The organism is Flavobacterium sp. JP2137, from assembly GCF_050562195.1.
In the GTDB taxonomy this organism is placed as follows: Bacteria; Bacteroidota; Bacteroidia; order Flavobacteriales; family Flavobacteriaceae; genus Flavobacterium.
Window position 1 is genome coordinate 2,119,755 of the sequence record NZ_CP191647.1, and the last position, 19,510, is coordinate 2,139,264.

The 19,510-nt window shown below is 42.3% G+C and carries 15 protein-coding genes and 2 tRNA genes; 11 read left to right on the forward strand and 6 right to left on the reverse strand.

The annotated features are described in order from the left end of the window. Positions 1–100 precede the first annotated feature (100 nt). Genes lptB through ACQZ43_RS09305 form a run of 3 tightly spaced genes read right to left on the reverse strand, consistent with a single transcriptional unit; the run spans position 101 to position 2,649 of the window. The gene (gene lptB, locus ACQZ43_RS09295) at positions 101–841 is read right to left on the reverse strand and encodes an LPS export ABC transporter ATP-binding protein (RefSeq protein WP_430611952.1); all 741 of its coding nucleotides are present in this window, start codon (positions 839–841) and stop codon (positions 101–103) included. 9 nt (positions 842–850) lie between these two features. Next, positions 851–1,684, reverse strand: coding sequence for a twin-arginine translocase subunit TatC (gene tatC / locus ACQZ43_RS09300; RefSeq protein ID WP_430611954.1), 834 nt, complete (start codon positions 1,682–1,684; stop codon positions 851–853). Then, entirely contained in the window at positions 1,684–2,649 is a 966-nt protein-coding gene (locus ACQZ43_RS09305; RefSeq protein WP_430611956.1) for a KpsF/GutQ family sugar-phosphate isomerase, read from the reverse strand. Before ACQZ43_RS09305 ends, tatC begins: the two co-directional genes overlap by 1 nt. A gap of 88 nt (positions 2,650–2,737) precedes the next feature. On the opposite strand from ACQZ43_RS09305, the gene ACQZ43_RS09310 reads away from it, so the two are divergent. Further along, positions 2,738–4,933, forward strand: a complete 2,196-nt coding sequence (locus ACQZ43_RS09310) for a RecQ family ATP-dependent DNA helicase (RefSeq protein ID WP_430611958.1) — start codon at positions 2,738–2,740, stop codon at positions 4,931–4,933. A gap of 29 nt (positions 4,934–4,962) precedes the next feature. On the opposite strand, the gene ACQZ43_RS09315 is transcribed toward ACQZ43_RS09310, so the two are convergent. After that, entirely contained in the window at positions 4,963–5,202 is a 240-nt protein-coding gene (locus tag ACQZ43_RS09315; RefSeq protein ID WP_430611960.1) for a hypothetical protein, read from the reverse strand. Positions 5,203–5,466: 264 nt separating this feature from the next. Here ACQZ43_RS09315 and idi point away from each other — a divergent pair, with 264 nt between their 5' ends. From idi to ACQZ43_RS09345, 6 genes are all read left to right on the forward strand, one after another. Beyond that, positions 5,467–5,994: an isopentenyl-diphosphate Delta-isomerase gene (idi, locus tag ACQZ43_RS09320; protein ID WP_430611962.1), complete on the forward strand. Its 528-nt coding sequence runs from the start codon at positions 5,467–5,469 to the stop codon at positions 5,992–5,994. A gap of 11 nt (positions 5,995–6,005) precedes the next feature. Continuing rightward, a complete protein-coding gene (locus ACQZ43_RS09325) occupies positions 6,006–6,416 on the forward strand; it encodes a 6-pyruvoyl trahydropterin synthase family protein (RefSeq protein WP_430611964.1) in 411 nt (136 codons plus the stop codon). 125 nt (positions 6,417–6,541) lie between these two features. Beyond that, a complete protein-coding gene (locus ACQZ43_RS09330; RefSeq protein WP_430611966.1) occupies positions 6,542–7,513 on the forward strand; it encodes a type I phosphomannose isomerase catalytic subunit in 972 nt (323 codons plus the stop codon). A gap of 63 nt (positions 7,514–7,576) precedes the next feature. Then, on the forward strand, positions 7,577–7,843 hold the full coding sequence (locus ACQZ43_RS09335) for a hypothetical protein (protein WP_430611968.1): 267 nt from the start codon (positions 7,577–7,579) through the stop codon (positions 7,841–7,843). A 79-nt stretch (positions 7,844–7,922) separates the two neighbouring features. Beyond that, positions 7,923–7,996 (forward strand) — tRNA-Thr (locus ACQZ43_RS09340). Between the two features lie 82 nt (positions 7,997–8,078). After that, positions 8,079–8,152: transfer RNA gene (locus ACQZ43_RS09345), tRNA-Thr, on the forward strand. Positions 8,153–9,336: 1,184 nt separating this feature from the next. Here ACQZ43_RS09345 and ACQZ43_RS09350 read toward each other — a convergent pair. Together ACQZ43_RS09350 and ACQZ43_RS09355 are read right to left on the reverse strand one after the other, a co-directional pair. Continuing rightward, positions 9,337–10,056: a DUF4369 domain-containing protein gene (locus tag ACQZ43_RS09350; protein WP_430611970.1), complete on the reverse strand. Its 720-nt coding sequence runs from the start codon at positions 10,054–10,056 to the stop codon at positions 9,337–9,339. A gap of 72 nt (positions 10,057–10,128) precedes the next feature. Continuing rightward, positions 10,129–10,452 (reverse strand): YbaB/EbfC family nucleoid-associated protein, encoded by a 324-nt coding sequence (locus tag ACQZ43_RS09355; RefSeq protein WP_430611972.1) that lies wholly within the window; start codon positions 10,450–10,452, stop codon positions 10,129–10,131. A gap of 135 nt (positions 10,453–10,587) precedes the next feature. On the opposite strand from ACQZ43_RS09355, the gene ACQZ43_RS09360 reads away from it, so the two are divergent. The 4 genes from ACQZ43_RS09360 (at position 10,588) to ACQZ43_RS09375 (ending at position 18,473) form a co-directional block, all read left to right on the forward strand. Further along, the gene (locus ACQZ43_RS09360; protein ID WP_430611974.1) at positions 10,588–12,651 is read left to right on the forward strand and encodes a S9 family peptidase; all 2,064 of its coding nucleotides are present in this window, start codon (positions 10,588–10,590) and stop codon (positions 12,649–12,651) included. Positions 12,652–12,732: 81 nt separating this feature from the next. Then, complete coding sequence (locus ACQZ43_RS09365; RefSeq protein ID WP_430611976.1) at positions 12,733–13,773, forward strand: PLP-dependent cysteine synthase family protein; 1,041 nt, start codon at positions 12,733–12,735, stop codon at positions 13,771–13,773. Positions 13,774–13,955: 182 nt separating this feature from the next. After that, on the forward strand, positions 13,956–14,828 hold the full coding sequence (locus ACQZ43_RS09370) for an ABC transporter ATP-binding protein (RefSeq protein WP_430611978.1): 873 nt from the start codon (positions 13,956–13,958) through the stop codon (positions 14,826–14,828). A gap of 3 nt (positions 14,829–14,831) precedes the next feature. Then, positions 14,832–18,473, forward strand: a complete 3,642-nt coding sequence (locus tag ACQZ43_RS09375; protein WP_430611980.1) for an ABC transporter permease/M1 family aminopeptidase — start codon at positions 14,832–14,834, stop codon at positions 18,471–18,473. Positions 18,474–19,510 lie beyond the last annotated feature (1,037 nt).

A 19,510-nucleotide genomic window follows, 5' to 3' on the forward strand; every position in this document is an offset into this window, starting at 1 on the left:
TTATTTTTCAATTAACAAATCTAGCCAAAATTTTAATATTTTAAAATAATAAGCGATTTTATTTGTAAATTAAATGAGTGACACGGGAATTGACTGTTTCTTAGAATTCAATTTTTTTCTTTCTGAGTTCAAAATTTTGTCCGAGATAGACCTTTCTGACCATTTCGTCTGCGGCCAATTCTTCGGGTATTCCCGCTTTGAGAATTTTGCCTTCAAACATCAAATAGGTCTTGTCGGTAATGGCAAGGGTTTCTTGAACGTTGTGGTCGGTAATCAAGATGCCGATGTTTTTGTTTTTTAACTTGGCTACGATGCGCTGTATGTCTTCTACGGCAACGGGGTCTACACCGGCAAAGGGCTCATCCAATAAGATAAACTTGGGGTCTGTCGCCAGGGCTCTGGCAATTTCCGTTCGTCGGCGCTCCCCTCCAGAGAGCAAATCCCCTCGGTTGGTTCGGATGTGCTCCAAGCTAAATTCGTCGATGAGGGTTTCCATTTTGGCAATCTGCTCTTGTTTAGAGAGCTTGGTCAATTGCAACACACTGAGTATGTTGTCTTCTATGCTGAGTTTTCTAAATACAGAAGCTTCTTGAGCCAAATAACCAATGCCGTGCTGGGCTCTTCGGTACATGGGAAAATCGGTTATATTGGTGTTGTCGAGATAGATGCTGCCTCCATTGGGCTTGACCAAACCTACAATCATGTAAAATGAAGTGGTTTTTCCGGCGCCATTGGGGCCTAATAGTCCAACGATTTCTCCTTGATTGACCTCGACAGAAATGCCTTTAACTACATTTCTGCCTTTATATGTTTTGATGAGATTATCTGCTCTTAACTTCATAAGCTGGGTTTAAGAAGGGGTTAGGTCTTTAGACGGTTTGGGTTTGCGCTGGACAAACTTCGATATAAAAATACTGATTTCATAGAGAATCAACAAGGGAATCGAAACGATTATTTGGCTGATGATGTCCGGCGGCGTAATTACGGCCGCAATAATCAAGATCAATACGATGGCGTATTTTCGGTATTCGCGCAGAAATTGCGGGGTTACCAAGTCCAAAACCGACAGGAAATAAATGATGATCGGCAGCTCGAAAACCAGGCCACAGGCCAGGGAAGTCGTTTTTACCAGTCCGATATACGAGTTTAAATCGATTTGATTTTTTACGATATTGCTGACCTCCAAATTGGCTAAAAAGTTGATGGAAAGCGGGGTGATGACGTAATAGCCAAATACCACACCGATGAAGAACAACAGCGATGATACAAAGATGAATACACGGGCGTTTTTCCTTTCCTTGTTGTACAAGGCCGGACTGATAAACTTCCAGAGTTCCCACAGCAAAAAGGGAAAGGCAATGATAAACCCGGCGGTTATAGAGGTCCATATCATCACGGAAAACTGCCCTTCCATCGTTCTGTTTTGAATTTCAAAAGGCAGCTCTTGATTGCAAAAGCTCTTGTCGAGGTCAAAGCGCTGTGCGATGTCGCAAAAGAACTGATAGGTGATAAAGTCTCCGCGTTTAGGACCGAAAATAATGGTGTCGAAAATGAAATCGGTAAAGAAAAAAGCTATGGAACCTCCGACGAGTATGGCAATCGCAGAGCGAATCAACAACCATCTGAGCTCTTCTAAATGGTCTAGAAAAGACATCTGCTTTTCTTTGTTTTTTGGTTTAGTCATTATACAATTCCTTCTTTTAAAATGTCGTGTAAGTGAATGATGCCCACGTATTTATCGCGGTCGGTAACGAGTAATTGGGTGATGGAAAAATCTTCTAAAACCGACAACGCCTTGGCTACGCGCTCTTGGGTGTCGATGGTTCGCGGATGTAGACTCATGATGTCTTTCGCCTGGATGTTGGTCAGGTCACTTTGGGTTTGAAGCATTCTTCTCAAATCGCCATCGGTGATGATGCCGACTAATTTTTCGTTTTCCACCACGGCGGTAACGCCCAGTCTCTTTTCCGAAATTTCCACGATCACATCTTTGATGCTCGAATCTGGAGCGACCTGTGGTTTTTGGTGCTTGCCCAAGAGGTCTTGGACCAACATCAACAGCTTTTTACCCAAGGCACCACCCGGGTGGTAAATCGCAAAGTCCTCGGCCTTAAAGTCTCGCAGCTGCATCAAGCACACCGCCAAGGCATCGCCTAAAACGAGTTGGGCCGTAGTACTGTTCATCGGCGCTAGATTATTGGGGCAAGCTTCGCGTTCTACATAGGCGCGCAACACAAAATGCGCATGTTTGCCCAAAGAGGAGTCTGGATTTGCCGTTATGCCGATCAAGGTGTTGCCAAATCGGGTCAGGTAGGGAATCAAGGCTTTGATCTCTGGGCTGTTTCCGCTGTTGGAAATGCAAATTATGCAATCTTGAGGCTGAATTATTCCCAAATCTCCATGAACTCCTTCGGCTGCGTGCATAAAAAGAGCCGGTGTCCCGGTCGAGTTAAATGTCGCTACAATTTTTGTTCCAATTAAGGCGCTTTTGCCAATTCCCGTAACCACAACTCTCCCACGGCAGTTGAAAATAGCCTCCACCGCGTTCTTGAAATCGTCATTTATATAATTTGCTAAATTCGCAATACTTTGGCTTTCAGATAGTAGGGTGTCTTTTGCAGACTGAATGAGGTCTATTTTTTTGTCCAAAATCTCGAGTGTTATTTTTTATTTATAGTCTAAACTTTTTTTGTACCTTTAGGTTCAGCAAATTTATGTAAAATACCATTAAAAAATAATGAAATCAGCCGAAATTGACTTACATAAGGAATTAAAGACTTATTTTGGATTTAATCAGTTCAAAGGTCTCCAGGAAGAAGTGGTCAAAAGCATTATTACCGGACACAACACCTTCGTGATTATGCCTACGGGCGGCGGTAAATCTTTGTGTTACCAATTGCCTGCGTTAGTCTTGGGAGGAACAGCCATAGTGGTCTCTCCCCTTATTGCCCTTATGAAAAATCAGGTTGATGCTATCAGAAGCTTATCAACCGAATACGGTATTGCCCACGTATTAAACTCCTCCCTGACGAAAACCGAGATTACTCAAGTAAAAACCGATATTCGAAATGGAATCACCAAATTGTTATACGTTGCACCGGAGTCCCTGACCAAAGAAGAATATGTGAGCTTCCTCAAAGAGGTGCCGCTGTCTTTTGTGGCCATAGACGAAGCGCACTGTATTTCCGAGTGGGGGCACGACTTTAGACCCGAATATCGAAACCTAAGAAATATCATTCGACAATTGGGCGATATCCCGATTATCGGACTTACCGCCACCGCTACGCCCAAGGTGCAAGAAGACATTTTAAAAAACCTAGAGATTCCAGATGCCAATGTGTTTAAGGCGTCTTTTAACAGACCCAACCTCTATTATGAGGTGCGTACCAAAACCAAAAATATCGAATCGGATATCATTCGTTTTATCAAGCAACACAAGGGGAAATCGGGGGTTATCTATTGTTTGAGTAGAAAAAAAGTAGAGGAAATAGCCCATGTACTGCAAGTCAATGGAATCAGTACGGTGCCCTATCACGCCGGTTTAGATGCCAAGACACGCGCCAAACATCAGGATATGTTTTTGATGGAAGATGTCGATGTGGTCGTCGCAACAATCGCCTTCGGGATGGGAATCGATAAGCCAGACGTTCGCTTTGTCATTCATCACGATATTCCCAAATCGTTGGAGAGTTATTATCAAGAGACCGGTAGGGCGGGTCGAGATGGTGGGGAAGGACATTGCCTGGCCTATTACTCGTATAAGGATATTGAGAAACTGGAAAAATTCATGTCGGGAAAACCCGTGGCCGAACAGGAAATAGGCTTTGCCTTGCTCCAAGAAGTCGTGGCCTATGCCGAAACCTCCATGTCCAGACGGAAATTCTTGCTGCATTATTTTGGCGAGGAGTTTAGCGATGTAGATGGAGATGGTGCCAATATGGACGACAACGTTCGCAACCCCAAAAACAAAGTTGAAGCGATGGATCAGGTGGTTACACTGATCAAGATCGTTCGAGATACCAAACAGTTATACAAGACCAAAGAAGTGATTTTTACGCTGATCGGTCGGGTAAACGCATTGATCAAAGCGCATAGAACCGATATGCAACCCTTTTTTGGGATTGGATTGCCCCTGGACGAAAAGTACTGGACCGCCTTGTTGCGGCAGGTGCTGGTTGCCGGATTGCTCTCCAAGGATATCGAGAGTTATGGCGTGTTAAAATTGACGGCCAAAGGATTGGCATTTGTAGAGAATCCGGTTTCATTTTTGATGTCCGAAGACCACGAATACAGCGATGCCTTTGACGAAATCGAGATTGCCGCAGCCAAATCCAATTACGTAGCCGACGAAGTGCTTGCGGGAATTTTAAAGGACCTGCGCAAAAAAGTAGCTAAAAACTTAGGCGTACCTCCCTTTGTGGTGTTTCAAGACCCTTCTTTGGACGATATGGCTTTGAAATATCCGATTACGATTGAAGAGATGGGCAATGTTCACGGCGTAAGCGAGGGCAAGGCCAAAAAATACGGAAAGTATTTTGTCGATGTCATCTCCAAGTACGTCGAGGAAAATGAAATCATCCGCCCAGACGATTTAGTCGTAAAATCCACTGGAGCCAATTCGGCCTTAAAGCTGTTTATCATTCAAAGTGTCGATAGGAAATTATCGTTAAACGACATCGCTGCGGCCAAGGGCTTGGATATGAATGCGCTGTTAAAAGAAATGGAGCAAATCGTCTATGCCGGTACCAAGCTAAACATCGATTATTGGATCGACGACGCCCTAGACGAAGAACAACAAGAAGAGATTTACGAGTATTTTATGGATTCCCAAACCGATGCCTTAAAAGTGGCTTTGGAAGAGTTTGACGGCGATTACGATACCGAAGAACTGCGGTTGATGCGCATAAAATTTATCAGTAAAGAAGCCAATTAAATAAAAAAAACCACTTTCGAGTGGTTTTTTTATGGCTGATATAATTCGCCGCGATGCGGTTTCAGCACATCTCTAATCGCAATCATCTGTGCGTCGTTGACCACGAGAAAGGCGATGGCGTGGAAGTCGTTGAGAACTTCGGTTCCCGTAATAGCTATAGCCAGTTTTTCGCTGGCGATGTATTCCTTGAGGTGAATCAGGTGGTGTAGGGCGGTATTGGTGGCCACCTCACCTTTAAAATCCCAGATTAATTTGATTTGTCTGCTCATGTTTTAAAACTTATACGACAAAAGTACACATACGCTTTTACATAGCGGGTGGTTTTGGACGAATTCCCGGTAAAAAATTGGCTTTTGCCCTAGAATGAAAATGCTAAATTGCCAATAGGGTTTCGATTTACCAGTTCTTTTTTTGTATTTTTGACTGGCTGTAAAAAAAGGGAGACCGACCGCAGTTGGCCTGCGGTATACGATAGGGAACCCCGGAGTGAGTCGGTATGCACAAAAGGTTAAAAAACGATAAAAAAGCGGTAAATGAAAGAAGAACAAGTTATCTTGGTTAACGAAAAGGATGAGCCAATAGGCTTGATGGGAAAATTGGAAGCACATGAAAAAGGACTGTTGCATCGGGCATTTTCAGTTTTTATATTGAACGAACGCAACGAGTTGTTGTTGCAGCAACGGGCAGCCGAAAAATACCATTCGCCGCTGTTGTGGGCCAACAGTTGTTGCAGCCACCAGCGCGATGGCGAAAGCAATATACAGGCGGGGCAAAGGCGATTAGAAGAGGAAATGGGGTTTTCCGTTCCGCTTAAAGAGGTGTTTTCATTTATTTATAAAGCGCCTTTTGACAACGGATTGACCGAACACGAATTCGATCATGTGATGATTGGCTACTTCGACGGGGAGCCCGTGATCAATCTCGAAGAAGTGGCCGCATGGAAATGGATGACCATCGAAGCGGTACGAGAAGATATGGAACGCAATCCCGAGGTGTATACCGCGTGGTTCAAAATTATTTTCGCCCAGTTTTACCCCTATCTAGAAGCTCTAAAAAAATAAACCAACAGATTATGAAAGTTACTGTAAGTAGAAAAGCACATTTTAATGCAGCCCATCGGTTGTATCGAAAGGAGTGGACCGATGAAAAAAATGAATTGATCTTTGGAAAGTGCAACAACGCCAATTTCCACGGACACAATTATGAAGTCATCGTTCACGTTACCGGTGCGGTAGATCCGGAAACGGGCTATGTAATCGATTTAAAAATACTGTCGGACTATATCTATGAAGAGGTGGAAGTGCCTTTTGATCATAAAAATCTCAACCTCGACGTGGCCGATTTTGCCGAGCTCATACCCACAGCCGAGCACATAGCCGTGGTGATTTGGAATAAATTGCGCAAGCGTATCGAAATGGACAAACAGCTCGAAGTGGTGTTATACGAAACACCGCGTAATTTCGTTTCCTATAAAGGAGATTGATAAAATGCTTTTGCGTACGGTATAAATTAGTAACTTGCGCCTTCGTTTTTTAAAGAAAAACAAAACCAAACAAAATAAACAAAACTAAACAACTCGTTTATTTCCACTAAGTGAGTCAAAAGTATATGAGTTTTTTAAGATACCCTATGGTTTTCAATCCCATTCTCAAAGAAAGAATATGGGGGGGAACCAAATTAAATACAATATTAGGTAAGGCGATTCATTCCGAGCAGGTCGGAGAGAGTTGGGAGATATCTATGGTTCCCGGTGAAATCAGTCAGATTTCCAACGGCGCTTATCAAGGGATGTCTTTGGCAGAACTCATCGATTTGTTTCCGGAAGAAGTTTTGGGTACCAAGATCTATAAGAAATTTGGCAAGCAGTTTCCGCTGCTGTTTAAGTTTTTAGATGCCAAAGAAGATTTGTCGATCCAATTACACCCCAACGACGATTTGGCGCAAAAGCGGCATCAGTCGTTTGGTAAAACAGAGATGTGGTATGTGATGCAGGCCGATGAGGGGTCTCGGGTGGTAGTGGGCTTTCAAGGGCCGGTAACGGCAGAAGATTATCTGTATCACTTGGAGCACAAATCGCTGCCAACCATTCTCAAGGAAATAACCGTTCGGGTAGGAGATGTCTTTTTTATTGAAACCGGTACGATTCACGCCATTGGAAAAGGGGTTTTATTGGCCGAAATTCAGCAGACTTCAGACATTACTTACCGCGTTTACGACTGGGATCGCGTAGATGCCAACGGAAAAGAGCGGGAATTGCATATCGATTTGGCTTTGGAGGCGATCGATTATCGGCCGCGGGAAGTGGAACTCTTCTACGAACGCACATGCAATACCGGTAATCTCATCGTGGATTGTCCATATTTTAGAGTGAACTTTATTCCGCTAGACGGGGTTTTTGAAGCTCAAAAACAAGGAGATAGCTTTTATATCTACGTGTGTACAGAGGGGAGCGTATCGCTACAACTCGAGCAAGACCGCGAATACGCGTTTAAAAAAGGAGATACCTTTTTGATTCCTGCGGCATTAAAACAATTCAAATTAACGGGAAAGGCATCTTTGCTGGAAATATTTATATCTTAAATATAACTATCGAATTTAAAGTTGTAACTTTGCAAACAATTATTTTTTAAAAAGTATAAGAAAATGGCAAGCGTAAAAAATTTAAAGAAAGATATTCACTATGTATTAGGTGATCTTATTCAGGCGATTTACATTCATGAAATGGCTACTGTTGGAGCACCAACTACACAAACGAATGATTTAATTGAAGAAACATTGCAAAAATTCGACGTTTTAATCGCTAAAGTTAACGCGAAAAAAGTTGAAGATAAAAAAGCACATTTCAAACAAATCTATGTGGAATTGGAAGAGTCTGCGTCTCAATTAGTTGAGAAAATCAACGCACTTTAATCGCAAAAAGGCTTAAAAAAGAGGATAAATATATTGTGAAATTCAAAATGTATTTTATCTTTGCACTCGCAAATGAGTCGCCGGTGTAGCTCAGTTGGCTAGAGCAGCTGATTTGTAATCAGCAGGTCGTGGGTTCGAGTCCCTCCATCGGCTCAAAATGTTCTTAAAAATAACGATTTTTGTTTTGCTTTTAAAGAAATAAAACGATAAGTTTGCACAGCATAAAAAATAAGCCGCCGGTGTAGCTCAGTTGGCTAGAGCAGCTGATTTGTAATCAGCAGGTCGTGGGTTCGAGTCCCTCTATCGGCTCAAAAAACCATCTATTTTTAGGTGGTTTTTTTGTTTTTATACTGTTCGGTTTTAAATAATAAAAAAACCATGGAAGAGACGCTTTTTAAGCGTCTTTTTTTGTTTTTAGTCCCTGTGGAACTTCGGGGTGTGGTGGTGGTGTAAAAGCCGTTAAAAAAGCGGAAATTGGCTGGGGAAGTTACTTCTCCGTTGCCGAGCGAGTCCTCTCGCACGGCAAATGCTTTTCAATACTACTGCTATAACATCTATTTACTGTAAACTGTGTAAAGAACCCCGTTGCCGAGCGAGTCGTTGCCGAGCGAGTCCTCTCGCATGGCAAATGCTTTTCGATACTACTGCTATAACATCTATTTACGGTAAACTGTGTAAAGAACCCCGTTGCCGAGCGAGTCGTTGCCGAGCGAGTCCTCTCGCATGGCAAATGCTTTTCAATACTACAGTTAAAACATCTTCTTATTTTAAACTATACGAAGAATAGCTCACTTACTAATTATAGCTTTTTTTAAATATATAAACACTTGCTGTCTACAAGTAAAATACCCGTTGCCGAGCGAGTCCTCTCGCATGGCAATTGCTTTTCGATACTACTGCTATAACCTCTATTTGCGGTAAACTGTGTAAAGAACCCCCGTTGCCGAGCGAGTCGTTGCCGAGCGAGTCCTCTCGCATGGCAAATGCTTTTCAATACTACTGCTATAACCTCTATTTACGGTAAACTGTGTAAAGAACCCCCGTTGCCGAGCGAGTCGTTGCCGAGCGAGTCCTCTCGCATGGCACATGCTTTTCAATACTACAGTTAAAACATCTTGTTATTTTAAACTATACGGAGAATAGCTCACTTACTAATTATAGCTTTTTTTTAAATCCCTTCTTATAAATAAACGAGAGAACAGCAGATTGAATATTAGGTATGACATTAAATAGAAAGATAATTCTAAATAACTGTTGTGTGGTTTTATAACTACTAAAAATAGAGTAAATAAAATAGTTTCTATAAGAATGATTGCTATCATTTGTCTCTTAGTCATAATTGTCCAAATAATCGGGATTTTTGAGTTGTCTTAAGTAAGTTTTTTTGCACATAAATGGATCAACTTATTACGCAACAAAAAAATGGTAAAAAGATAAAAAATAAGGGCTGTCCTTTTGAGACAGCCTCTTTCATTTTGGGTTCAGGGATGGGTTTATTTTTCCGATTCCCTGCGTTCCTTGATAAAATCTTGGAGGGCTTTACCGTATTTTCGCTCGGCTGTACCGCCTTTAAGCGAATTTTGAATCGTATCCAAATACTTGATTGGACGGTCGTATATTTCCGAAAGGGCAATATAGGGCGCCACGTCGGAGTCGCCATGTGTAATGGCAAAATTGACCGCGTTGAGGTATCTTCTGCCGTTGATTTTGGTAGAGATGTTCATCAAGCTGTCTTTTTTTGTAGCATTGCCGTCTTTTTCCGCGTTGAGTATGGCTATCAGCAACTCGTTTTGCTTGTCTGTAATTACCGCGCGCATTTTTAAATACTCCTCATACACTTCGTGGTTTTTGGAGCCGGTGATTTTGGCGTCGGCATAAAAGCTCTTTAGGGAAGTCTCGATATGGATTTTTCCCGGTTCGGCAAAAAACATCAATTGATTGTCTTGAGAAGCCGTGGTACCGCGATCTAGCGATAGGAAAAACATCTCGGGGTCTTCGATTTGAAGCTGGGTTTTGAATTCGGAATTGCCCTTAATCGTAATGCTGTCCAAAGTAACCATCAGGGTATCTTGAATGCGTTGTATGTATAGGGTGCCTTGTTTTAATCCGTCTACCCTTCCGGTAATAGTGAGATTGCCCCCTTTGTTTTCGTTGCTGCACGACAGCAATAGAGTCGATAGGGATAAGATAGCAAATAACAGTATTTTTTTCATGTTTCGATTGAGTTATGCTTGTGTATTTAGGACGTTTTGTTTGTAAAAAAATGGCGGTAAATGGGCGCCTATTTATTTGAATAGATCCAATCCGGGCAAATCCGGCATACCGTCTTGGGCCGTAGCAGCCACTTCGGCTTCGTTGATTTTGGTCGCTTTTTCAATAGCGCGATTAAGGGTTAATACCAAATAATCTTCTAATTGCTCCTTGTCTTCCAGCAAGGAGTCGTCTATTTGAACCGATTTTATAGTATGATTTGCTGTGATGGTAATCTTTAAGAGCCCGTCTGAACTTTGTTCATCGATTAAAACGCTGTTTAATCGCTTTTTGGTTTCTTCAATTTTTTGTTGGGCTTCTTTCAGTTTTCCCATCATACCCATTAGGTCTCCAAACATGATATAGTTTTTTAGTGATTGTGTTTACAAATTTATTAAATTGCAATTTATAAATCGCAAAAAGTATCTGCAAAAGCAGCCTGTTAAAATAAGCAATTGTGGTACTTTTGCACGAGTTTAAAAAACAAAGATAGAATGAATAAAAGTATTGATGCACCTATTGCTCCAATTATTCCTGTAATTTTGGAAAAGCATCAGCAGCAGCGGTTGGATAATTACTATTGGATGAATCAAAGAGAGGATGTCCGAGTAATCGATTACCTCAATCAAGAAAACGAGTATTACCAAAAGATGACTGCGCATACAACAGACTTACAACAGTCTTTGTTTGATGAGATAAAAGCGAGGATTAAAGAAGACGACTCCTCCGTTCCCTATTTGTACAACGGGTATTTTTATATAACCCGTTTTGAAAAGGGCAAGGATTATCCGATTTACGCGCGTAAAAAGGGCAGCTTGCAAGCCGAAGAAGAGATTTTGTTCAATTGCAACGACTGGGCTGAGGGACATGCGTATTTCAACCTGCGCGGAATTAATATTTCGGACGACAACCTTTGGGCGGCCTTTGCTATCGATACGGTGTCGCGTCGCGAATATACCATACAGATAAAAAACCTGCAAACCGGAGCGGTACTCGATACTCAAATCGAAAATACCACCGGGGGGTCTACCTGGGCCAACGACAACAAAACCTTGTTTTACTCGCGCAAAGATGAAGTGACTTTGCGAGCGGATAAAATTTACAAACACCGATTGGGCACGCCTACTTCGGAAGATGTCTTGGTGTATTTTGAAAAGGACAACACCTTTTCTACGGGAGTCTATAAGGAAAAGTCAAAAAAATACCTCGTCATCGAATGCGAGAGCACTTTAACGACGGAGTTTCGCATACTTCATGCCGACGATCCCGACGGGGATTTTAAGGTTTTTCAAAAACGCGAAAGGGGATTGGAATACGGCATCGCGCATTATGGCGATAATTTTTACGTATTGACCAACCAAGGGGACGCCGAAAACTTTAAATTGATGATTACCCCAGAATTTAAAACCGAACAGTCCAATTGGGTGGAATTAATTCCCCATCGAGAAGAGGTTTTATTGGAGGGAATTGATATATTTAAGGATTATTTGGTGATTTCCGAACGCTCCGACGGCTTGTCTAAAATAAAAATTCAACCGTGGGATTCGCCCGAAAAAAGCTATTACCTGCCTTTTGACAGCGAAACCTATACGGCTTATACCGGAACAAATATTGATTTTGACACGGAAATTCTGCGCTATGGCTACCAATCTATGGCAACGCCTATTTCCGTAATCGATTTTAATATGCGGACCCAAGAAAAAGACGTAAAAAAAGAACAGGAAATTCTAGGCGGGCGCTTTGACAAAGACCATTATACCGAGCAGCGGGTATGGGCACCGGCACAAGACGGTACGCTGATACCCATTTCGATGGTTTATAAAAAAGGCTTGGAAAAAGACGGTAAAAATCCGTTGTTGTTATACGGCTACGGCTCCTATGGCACGATGATTGAACCTACTTTTTCCTCGATTCGATTGAGCTTGTTGGATCGCGGGTTTGTCTACGCGATTGCCCATGTTCGCGGTGGCGAAGATTTGGGTAGAATGTGGTACGAAACCGGTAAATTGCTGGACAAGCGAAATACCTTTACCGACTTTATTGACTGCTCCAAATTTTTGATTGAGCAGCAGTATACCACACCGGAGCATTTGTATGCCGAAGGTGGATCTGCGGGTGGTTTGTTGATGGGGGCAATAATCAATATGGCTCCGGAGTTATATCATGGTATAGTGGTTCAAGTGCCCTTTGTCGATGTAGTGACGACCATGTTGGATGATTCCATACCCTTGACCACCGGAGAATACGACGAATGGGGAAATCCCAACGAGCGGGAGTACTACGATTATATGATGACATATTCGCCCTACGACAATGTGGGCGCCCATGATTACCCCAATATGTATGTGTCGACCGGATTTCACGATTCGCAAGTACAGTATTGGGAACCAGCCAAATGGGTGGCTAAATTAAGGGTATTAAAAACCGATCAAAGCCTTTTGCTTTTGGATACCAACATGGAAGCAGGACACGGCGGCGCTTCGGGACGTTTTGAAGCGATAAAAGAAGTGGCCAAAGAATACGCTTTTTTGTTAGATTTAGAAGGAATCAAAAAGTAGTTCGTTTTTTTTTATTAAATTTGCAATGTTTTAAAGGTCAATAATTAAACTAAGTTAGGAGCCTTAATTAAAATAATACTTATGAAAGAAGAGATAAAAGCCTGTGATAATCTATTAGAGCTAATAGGAAACACTCCTTTAGTTAAGTTAAATAGAATTAGTACAGGATTAAAAGGTAATTTTTATGCTAAAGTTGAAGCTTTTAATCCAGGGCACTCCACCAAAGATAGAATTGCTCTTCATATAATTGAAGAAGCAGAGAAAAAAGGCCTGTTAAAACCCGGTGATACCATTATAGAGACCACTTCTGGAAATACGGGATTTAGTATAGCAATGGTGAGCATTATTAAAGGTTATGAGTGTGTTTTAGCAGTCACATCTAAATCTTCTGCCGATAAAATAGACATGTTGAGAGCCATGGGAGCCAAGGTATATGTTTGTCCTGCCCATGTTGCTGCCGACGACCCCAGGTCTTATTACTGTGTGGCCAAGCGCTTACACGAAGAGACCAAAGGCTCGGTATACATCAATCAATACTTCAACGAATTAAACGTAGAAGCACATTACAAAACCACAGGTCCCGAAATTTGGGAACAAACCAACGGCCTTATCACGCATTTAATCGCGTGTTCAGGAACGGGGGGCACCATTTCGGGTACGGCTAAGTTTTTAAAAGAGCAGAATCCCAATATCCGCATTTTAGGTGTGGATGCCTATGGATCGGTTTTGAAAAAATACCACGAAACCAAAGAATTGGATACCAAAGAAATTTATCCCTACCGCATTGAGGGCTTGGGTAAAAACCTGATTCCAACCGCGACGGATTTTGATGTTATCGACAAATTTATCAAGGTATCGGATGAAGATAGTGCCCATACGGCACGCGAAATTGCCAAAACCGAAGGCTTGTTTGTCGGATATACTTCCGGTGCTGCTTTTCAAGCGGCAAAACAATTCGCCGAAGAAGGGGAGTTTGATGAAAACAGCAATGTTATTTTAATCTTTCCCGATCACGGATCTCGTTATATGAGCAAAATATTTAGCGACGAATGGATGACAGAGCAAGGCTTTTTTGACAATGTCAATCGCGAAGAAGCACTAAAAATTGAATATATAAAATAACATATATTTATTAAAATGATAAAAAAGAGAGGAAATATGATGTTTCCTCTCTTTTTGTTTTACATATAGTGTAACGAAATAGATTTTTGGCGACTAACTATTAAATCGCTGCACTGCAACGGATTCTCTGTGGATCCACCGAGCGCAGCAGCTCCTGTCGATAACTATTTAACACGATATATATGAAACTCAAAATTCAAAATCTAAGTAAAACCTATAAGAACGGTGTAAAAGCTTTGGATGGTCTAAATCTGGAAATTGAAACCGGTATGTTTGGTCTATTGGGACCCAATGGCGCGGGAAAATCATCGCTGATGCGCACCATTGCGACTTTGCAAAAGCCCGATTCGGGCAGTATTGAATTTGATGGAATCAATGTGTTGGAAGACCAAATGGCCTTGAGAAAAGTGCTGGGGTATTTGCCGCAGGATTTTGGCGTGTATCCCAATATGTCTGCAGAAAGCCTGCTCGATTATTTTGCCCGCTTAAAGGGCATTGGAAATGCGGCCGAACGCCGGGCTATAGTGTCGAAGGTTTTGGAGATCACCAATTTGGAAGAAGCCCGATACAAAAGTGTCAGTGGTTATTCCGGCGGGATGAAACAGCGTTTCGGAATCGCGCAATTGTTGCTAAACGATCCCAAACTGATTATTGTAGACGAACCAACAGCGGGCTTAGATCCTGCCGAGAGACACCGTTTCCTAAACGTATTGCGGGAAATCGGTACCAATCACGTCGTGATCTTTTCCACGCATATCGTTGACGATGTCAATGAGTTGTGTCATGAAATGGCGATTTTAAATGGCGGAAAAATACTGCAACGCAGCACACCTAAAGAGGCAGAAGCGCAATTAGCGGGTAAAATCTGGAGCAAAACCATCAATCGCGCAGATTTAGAAGCGATTGAAACCCAATACGAAGTCTTGTCCTCAAAGTACAATCAAGAAAATAAACTGACTGTCCGCGTACACCATTCCCAACAGCCCGATGAAACTTTCGCAGTCGCTCAGCCGCAATTGGAAGATGTTTATTTTGTTGCACTTAAAAAAGACTAAGCCATGTTTGCTACTATATTTTTATTTGAGTTAAAGAGATGGCTCAAAAGCCCGATGTTTTACGTCTATGCCTTCAATTTTTTTCTGTTAGGCCTCTTGACTATGGCTATTGCCGTTGGTGCATTCGACTTTGTAACGGTATCGGTGACTTCCAACGCCTATTCCAATTCCCCTGTTGCCCTAAGTGCCGTAATAAACGGTCTGTCGCAATTGACTTACTTTTTGCTGCCCACCATAGTAGGAGCTTCGGTATACCGCGATTTTAAATACCAGGTACACCATATCATGTTCTCCTATCCCTTTTCCAAGCCGGCTTATCTGTTGGGAAAATTTTTGAGTTCCTTGATGGTCACCATTCTTATTGCCTTTGCTATCGGTCTCGGTATTTTTGTCGCGACCCTGCTTCCTTTTGCCAATCCGCAAATGCTGGGTCCTTTTAATCTCATGGCTTATATACAGCCCTTTGTCATTTTGGTTATTCCGAATTTAATATTTTTTGGAGCCCTCGTTTTTGCCATTGTTACCCTGACTAGAAACGTCTATATCGGTTTTATTTCCATTATCTTTTTGCTGGTTTTCCAGGGCGTATTGGAAAGTTTAACCGCCGATATGGATAACCAATATATGGCGGCTTTACTAGAGCCCTTTGGAGGTGAGGCCCTTCACTACTACACCAAGTATTGGACCATAGCCGAACAAAACCTTAGAAACCTACCCTTTGAGGGGGCTTTGGTTTACAACCGTTTAATCTGGCTTGGCGTAGCCGTGTTGGTTTTCGTATTGTTGTATTTGAAATTCGAGTTTACCCAACAGGGCATCAGTTTGGAAAGAAAGAAAAAAGGACAGCGACTGATCAAAAACAATTTCGGCAGCATCACTAAAATCGAGTTGCCCAAGGTGCATTACCGCTTTAGCGGACTACAAAATTTAAAAAATGCCTGGAATTTTTCTCAATTGGAGTTTAAATACATCGTTAAAAACTGGGTGTTTATCAGCATTTTGTTTGTTGGTTTGGTCTTTATCTTGCTGTCGTCGATTTCGATTGGATCTATTTTCGGCACCAATACCTATCCGGTAACTTGGAAGGTGTTGATGATACAAGGGGATACCTTTGGGTTTTTTATACTGTTTTTAACCTTTTTGTTTTCGGGTTTACTCGTACAACGCGGTCCGCTGTCGAAGATGAATTTACTGATAGACGTCACGCCAACGCCCAATTGGGTTATGCTGCTGTCCAAGTTTATCGCCTTGCTCAAAATGCAACTGCTTTTGCTCTTGGTCGTTGTGGTATCGGGAGTGTGTGTACAACTGTATCACGGTTATTACGAGTTTGAACTCGGTCATTATTTCTTTGAACTCTATGGCCTTGACTGGATTCATTACGGTATCTGGGCTTTGACCGCCTTGATGATACAAACCTTTTATAAAAACTATTTATTGGGTTTTTTTACCCTATTAGGACTCTTGATTGGAATGCCCTTTCTGTCTAAAATAGGTGTGGAACAACCGATATTTTTTCTTAATCGATCGGCCTTTTTTGGCTATTCCGATATGAACGGCTACGGCAGCTATTTGCCGAAGTATTACCTGTTTGAACTGTACTGGCTGTTGTTGGGCTTGGTGTTTTTTGGCTTGGCCCTGTTGTTTTGGAGAAGGGGATTGCCGGCATCGATCAAAGAGCGTTTCTACTGGTGTAAAAAAAGAGCTACGCCAAGTATAATTGTACCGATGGTGGTGGCGCTATTGGCTTTTATAGCCCTGGGTACGACCATTTATTACGAGAATACCGTGACCAATGTGTATGTGTCGGGCAAAGAAACGGAGCAACAACAGGTCGATTGGGAAAGGAAATATAAAAAATACGAACACCGCGTTCAACCTCGTATCACCGCTGTTAAAATCGATATGGATTTGTTCCCAGAAACCCGCGATTTTAAGGTGCAAGGGCGTTATGTGCTCAGAAACAAAAGCGCAGAGGCCATCGATTCGCTGTTGATTAATTACAACAACTATCCGACGACTTGGCATTTTGATAGGCCAGCCGAGCTCTTATCTAAAGATACGATTTTTTTCTTTGATATCTATAAGCTCAAGCAGCCTTTGGCGCCTGGAGACTCGTTGGTGATGACTTTTAACATGCACAACAAGCCCAATACGCTATTGACCAATCACTCGCCGGTTTTGGAAAACGGAACCTTTATCGACAACAGTGTTTTTCCGAGCTTTGGCTACAGTAGTGATTCGGAAATCGTAGACGATGACATCCGTAAAAAATACGGTTTAGCGCCCAAAGAGCGCATGGCCGAGCAAACCGACACGCAAGCCTTGGGCAATACCTACATCTCTTCAGATTCCGATTGGATCGAGTTCGAAACCACAGTGAGTACCAGCTCCGATCAGATTGCGATAGCACCCGGCTATTTACAGCGGGAGTGGAATAAGGATAACCGCCGTTATTTCCATTACAAAATGGATCAGAAAATGCTGAATTTCTACGCCTATAACTCGGCGCGTTTTCAAGTGAAAAAAGACCTGTGGAACGACGTAAACATCGAAATATATTACCACCCTGGACACGAGTACAACCTGGATCGTATGATCGACGCCACTAAAAAGGCTTTGACTTATTATTCGGAAAACTTTAGCCCATACCAACACAAACAAGTGCGCATCATCGAGTTTCCAAACAGTAAAGGAACCTTTGCGCAGTCCTTTGCCAATACCATACCCTTTTCAGAGGCGATCGGTTTTATAGCCAAGATCGACGAGGACAATGAAGATGCCGTAGACTATCCCTTTAGTGTAGTCGCTCACGAAGTGGCACATCAGTGGTGGGCACATCAAGTCATCGGAGCGAATGTACAAGGGGCAACGTTATTGTCGGAGAGTTTGTCGGAATACAGTGCTCTAAAAGTGCTCGAGCACGAATACGGCAAGCCGCAAATGCGCAAATTTTTAAAGGATGCCTTGGACAATTACCTGAGCGGGCGTGCCCACGAGCGCAAAAAGGAAAAAGCCTTGATGTACAATGAAAATCAACAATACATTCACTACAACAAAGGATCGCTGGTCCTTTATGCGCTCAGCGATTACATAGGCGAAAAAAACATGAACAACGCCTTAAAGGCCTATGTGAAAAAAGTAGCTTTTCAAGAGGCGCCTTATACCACGGCGGCAGAAATGGTGAGTTACCTCAATCAGGCTACCCCAGACTCGTTAAAATACTTGATTCACGATATGTTTGAAACCATTACTTTGTACGACAACAAAGTGGTTAAGGCGAGCTCCAAAAAGTTGCCAAATGGCAAGTATGAAGTCACCTTTGAGGTGGAGGTAGCCAAATACCATTCGGACGAACAAGGGAAGCAAATCTTTAAAGATACCGCCGGTAAAACCCTCGATTTTAAAACCGCCAATAAAGAGACCATTTCCTCTTTACCACTGCAGGATTATGTGGAAATCGGCATTTTTGGACGAGACGAAAAAACCGACAAAGAAAAAGTATTGTATCTGGTCAAGAAAAAAATAAGTCGCATCGACAATAAGTTTACCATAGTCGTAGCAGAAAAACCCACTGAAGTAGGTGTAGATCCCTACAACAAACTCATCGATACCAAGTCTAGCGACAATCGAAAGGAGTTGTAAACGTTTTTTTTTTTTTAGTTTTATTTCAGGCTGCATCTCTAGGGGTGCAGCTTTTTTTTAACCATTAGTTGTTTTTGGTTCGCTGATTTGTTGATTCGCTGATTTGATGATTTGTTGATTCGATGATTCGATGATTCGCCAGTTTTTGCAAAGCAGTTCAACTATGGAATTAAGAAAGTAGGTATTCGCCCAGATTGCACACCTAGGCGAATAAGCGCATCGATTTTGCTGATTCGTTGATTCGCTGATTTGTTTATGCGTCAGTTTTTGCAAAGCAATTCAATTGTGGAATTAAGAAAGTAGGTACTTCGATGATATTGCACACCCAGGGGCATACGCGCATACGCGAATAGACGCATACGCGAATAGACGCATACGCGAATCAGCAATTACTAAAGCTTTACAACTATGGAATTAAGAAAGTAGGTACTTCGATGATATTGCACACCCAGGCGAATACGCGCATACGCGAATAGACGAATCGGCTACTACTGATTCGCCAGTTTCCGCAAAGCAATTCAATTTTGGAATTAAGAAAGTGGGTATTTCGATGATATTGCACGCCCAGGCGAATCGGCAATTACTAAAGTTTTACAGCTATGGAATTAAAAAAGTACGCATTTTGTCCAGATTGCACGCCCAGGCGAATACGCAAATACGCGGATAGGCGAATCGGCTGCTGCTGATTCGCCAGTTTTTGCAAAGATGTTCAACTATGGAATTAAGAAAGTAGGTACTTCGATGATATTGCACACCCAGGCGAATACGCGCATACGCGAATAGACGAATCGGCTACTACTGATTCGCCAGTTTCCGCAAAGTAATTCAATAGTGGAATTAAGAAAGTGGGTACTTCGATGATATTGCACGCCCAGGCGAATACGCGCATACGCGAATAGGCGAATCGTCTACTACTGATTCGCCAGTTTTTGCAAAGATGTTCAACTATGGAATTAAAAAAGCACTCATTTGTCCAGATTGCACACCCAGGCGAATACGCGCATACGCGAATAGACGAATCGGCAATTACTAAAGCT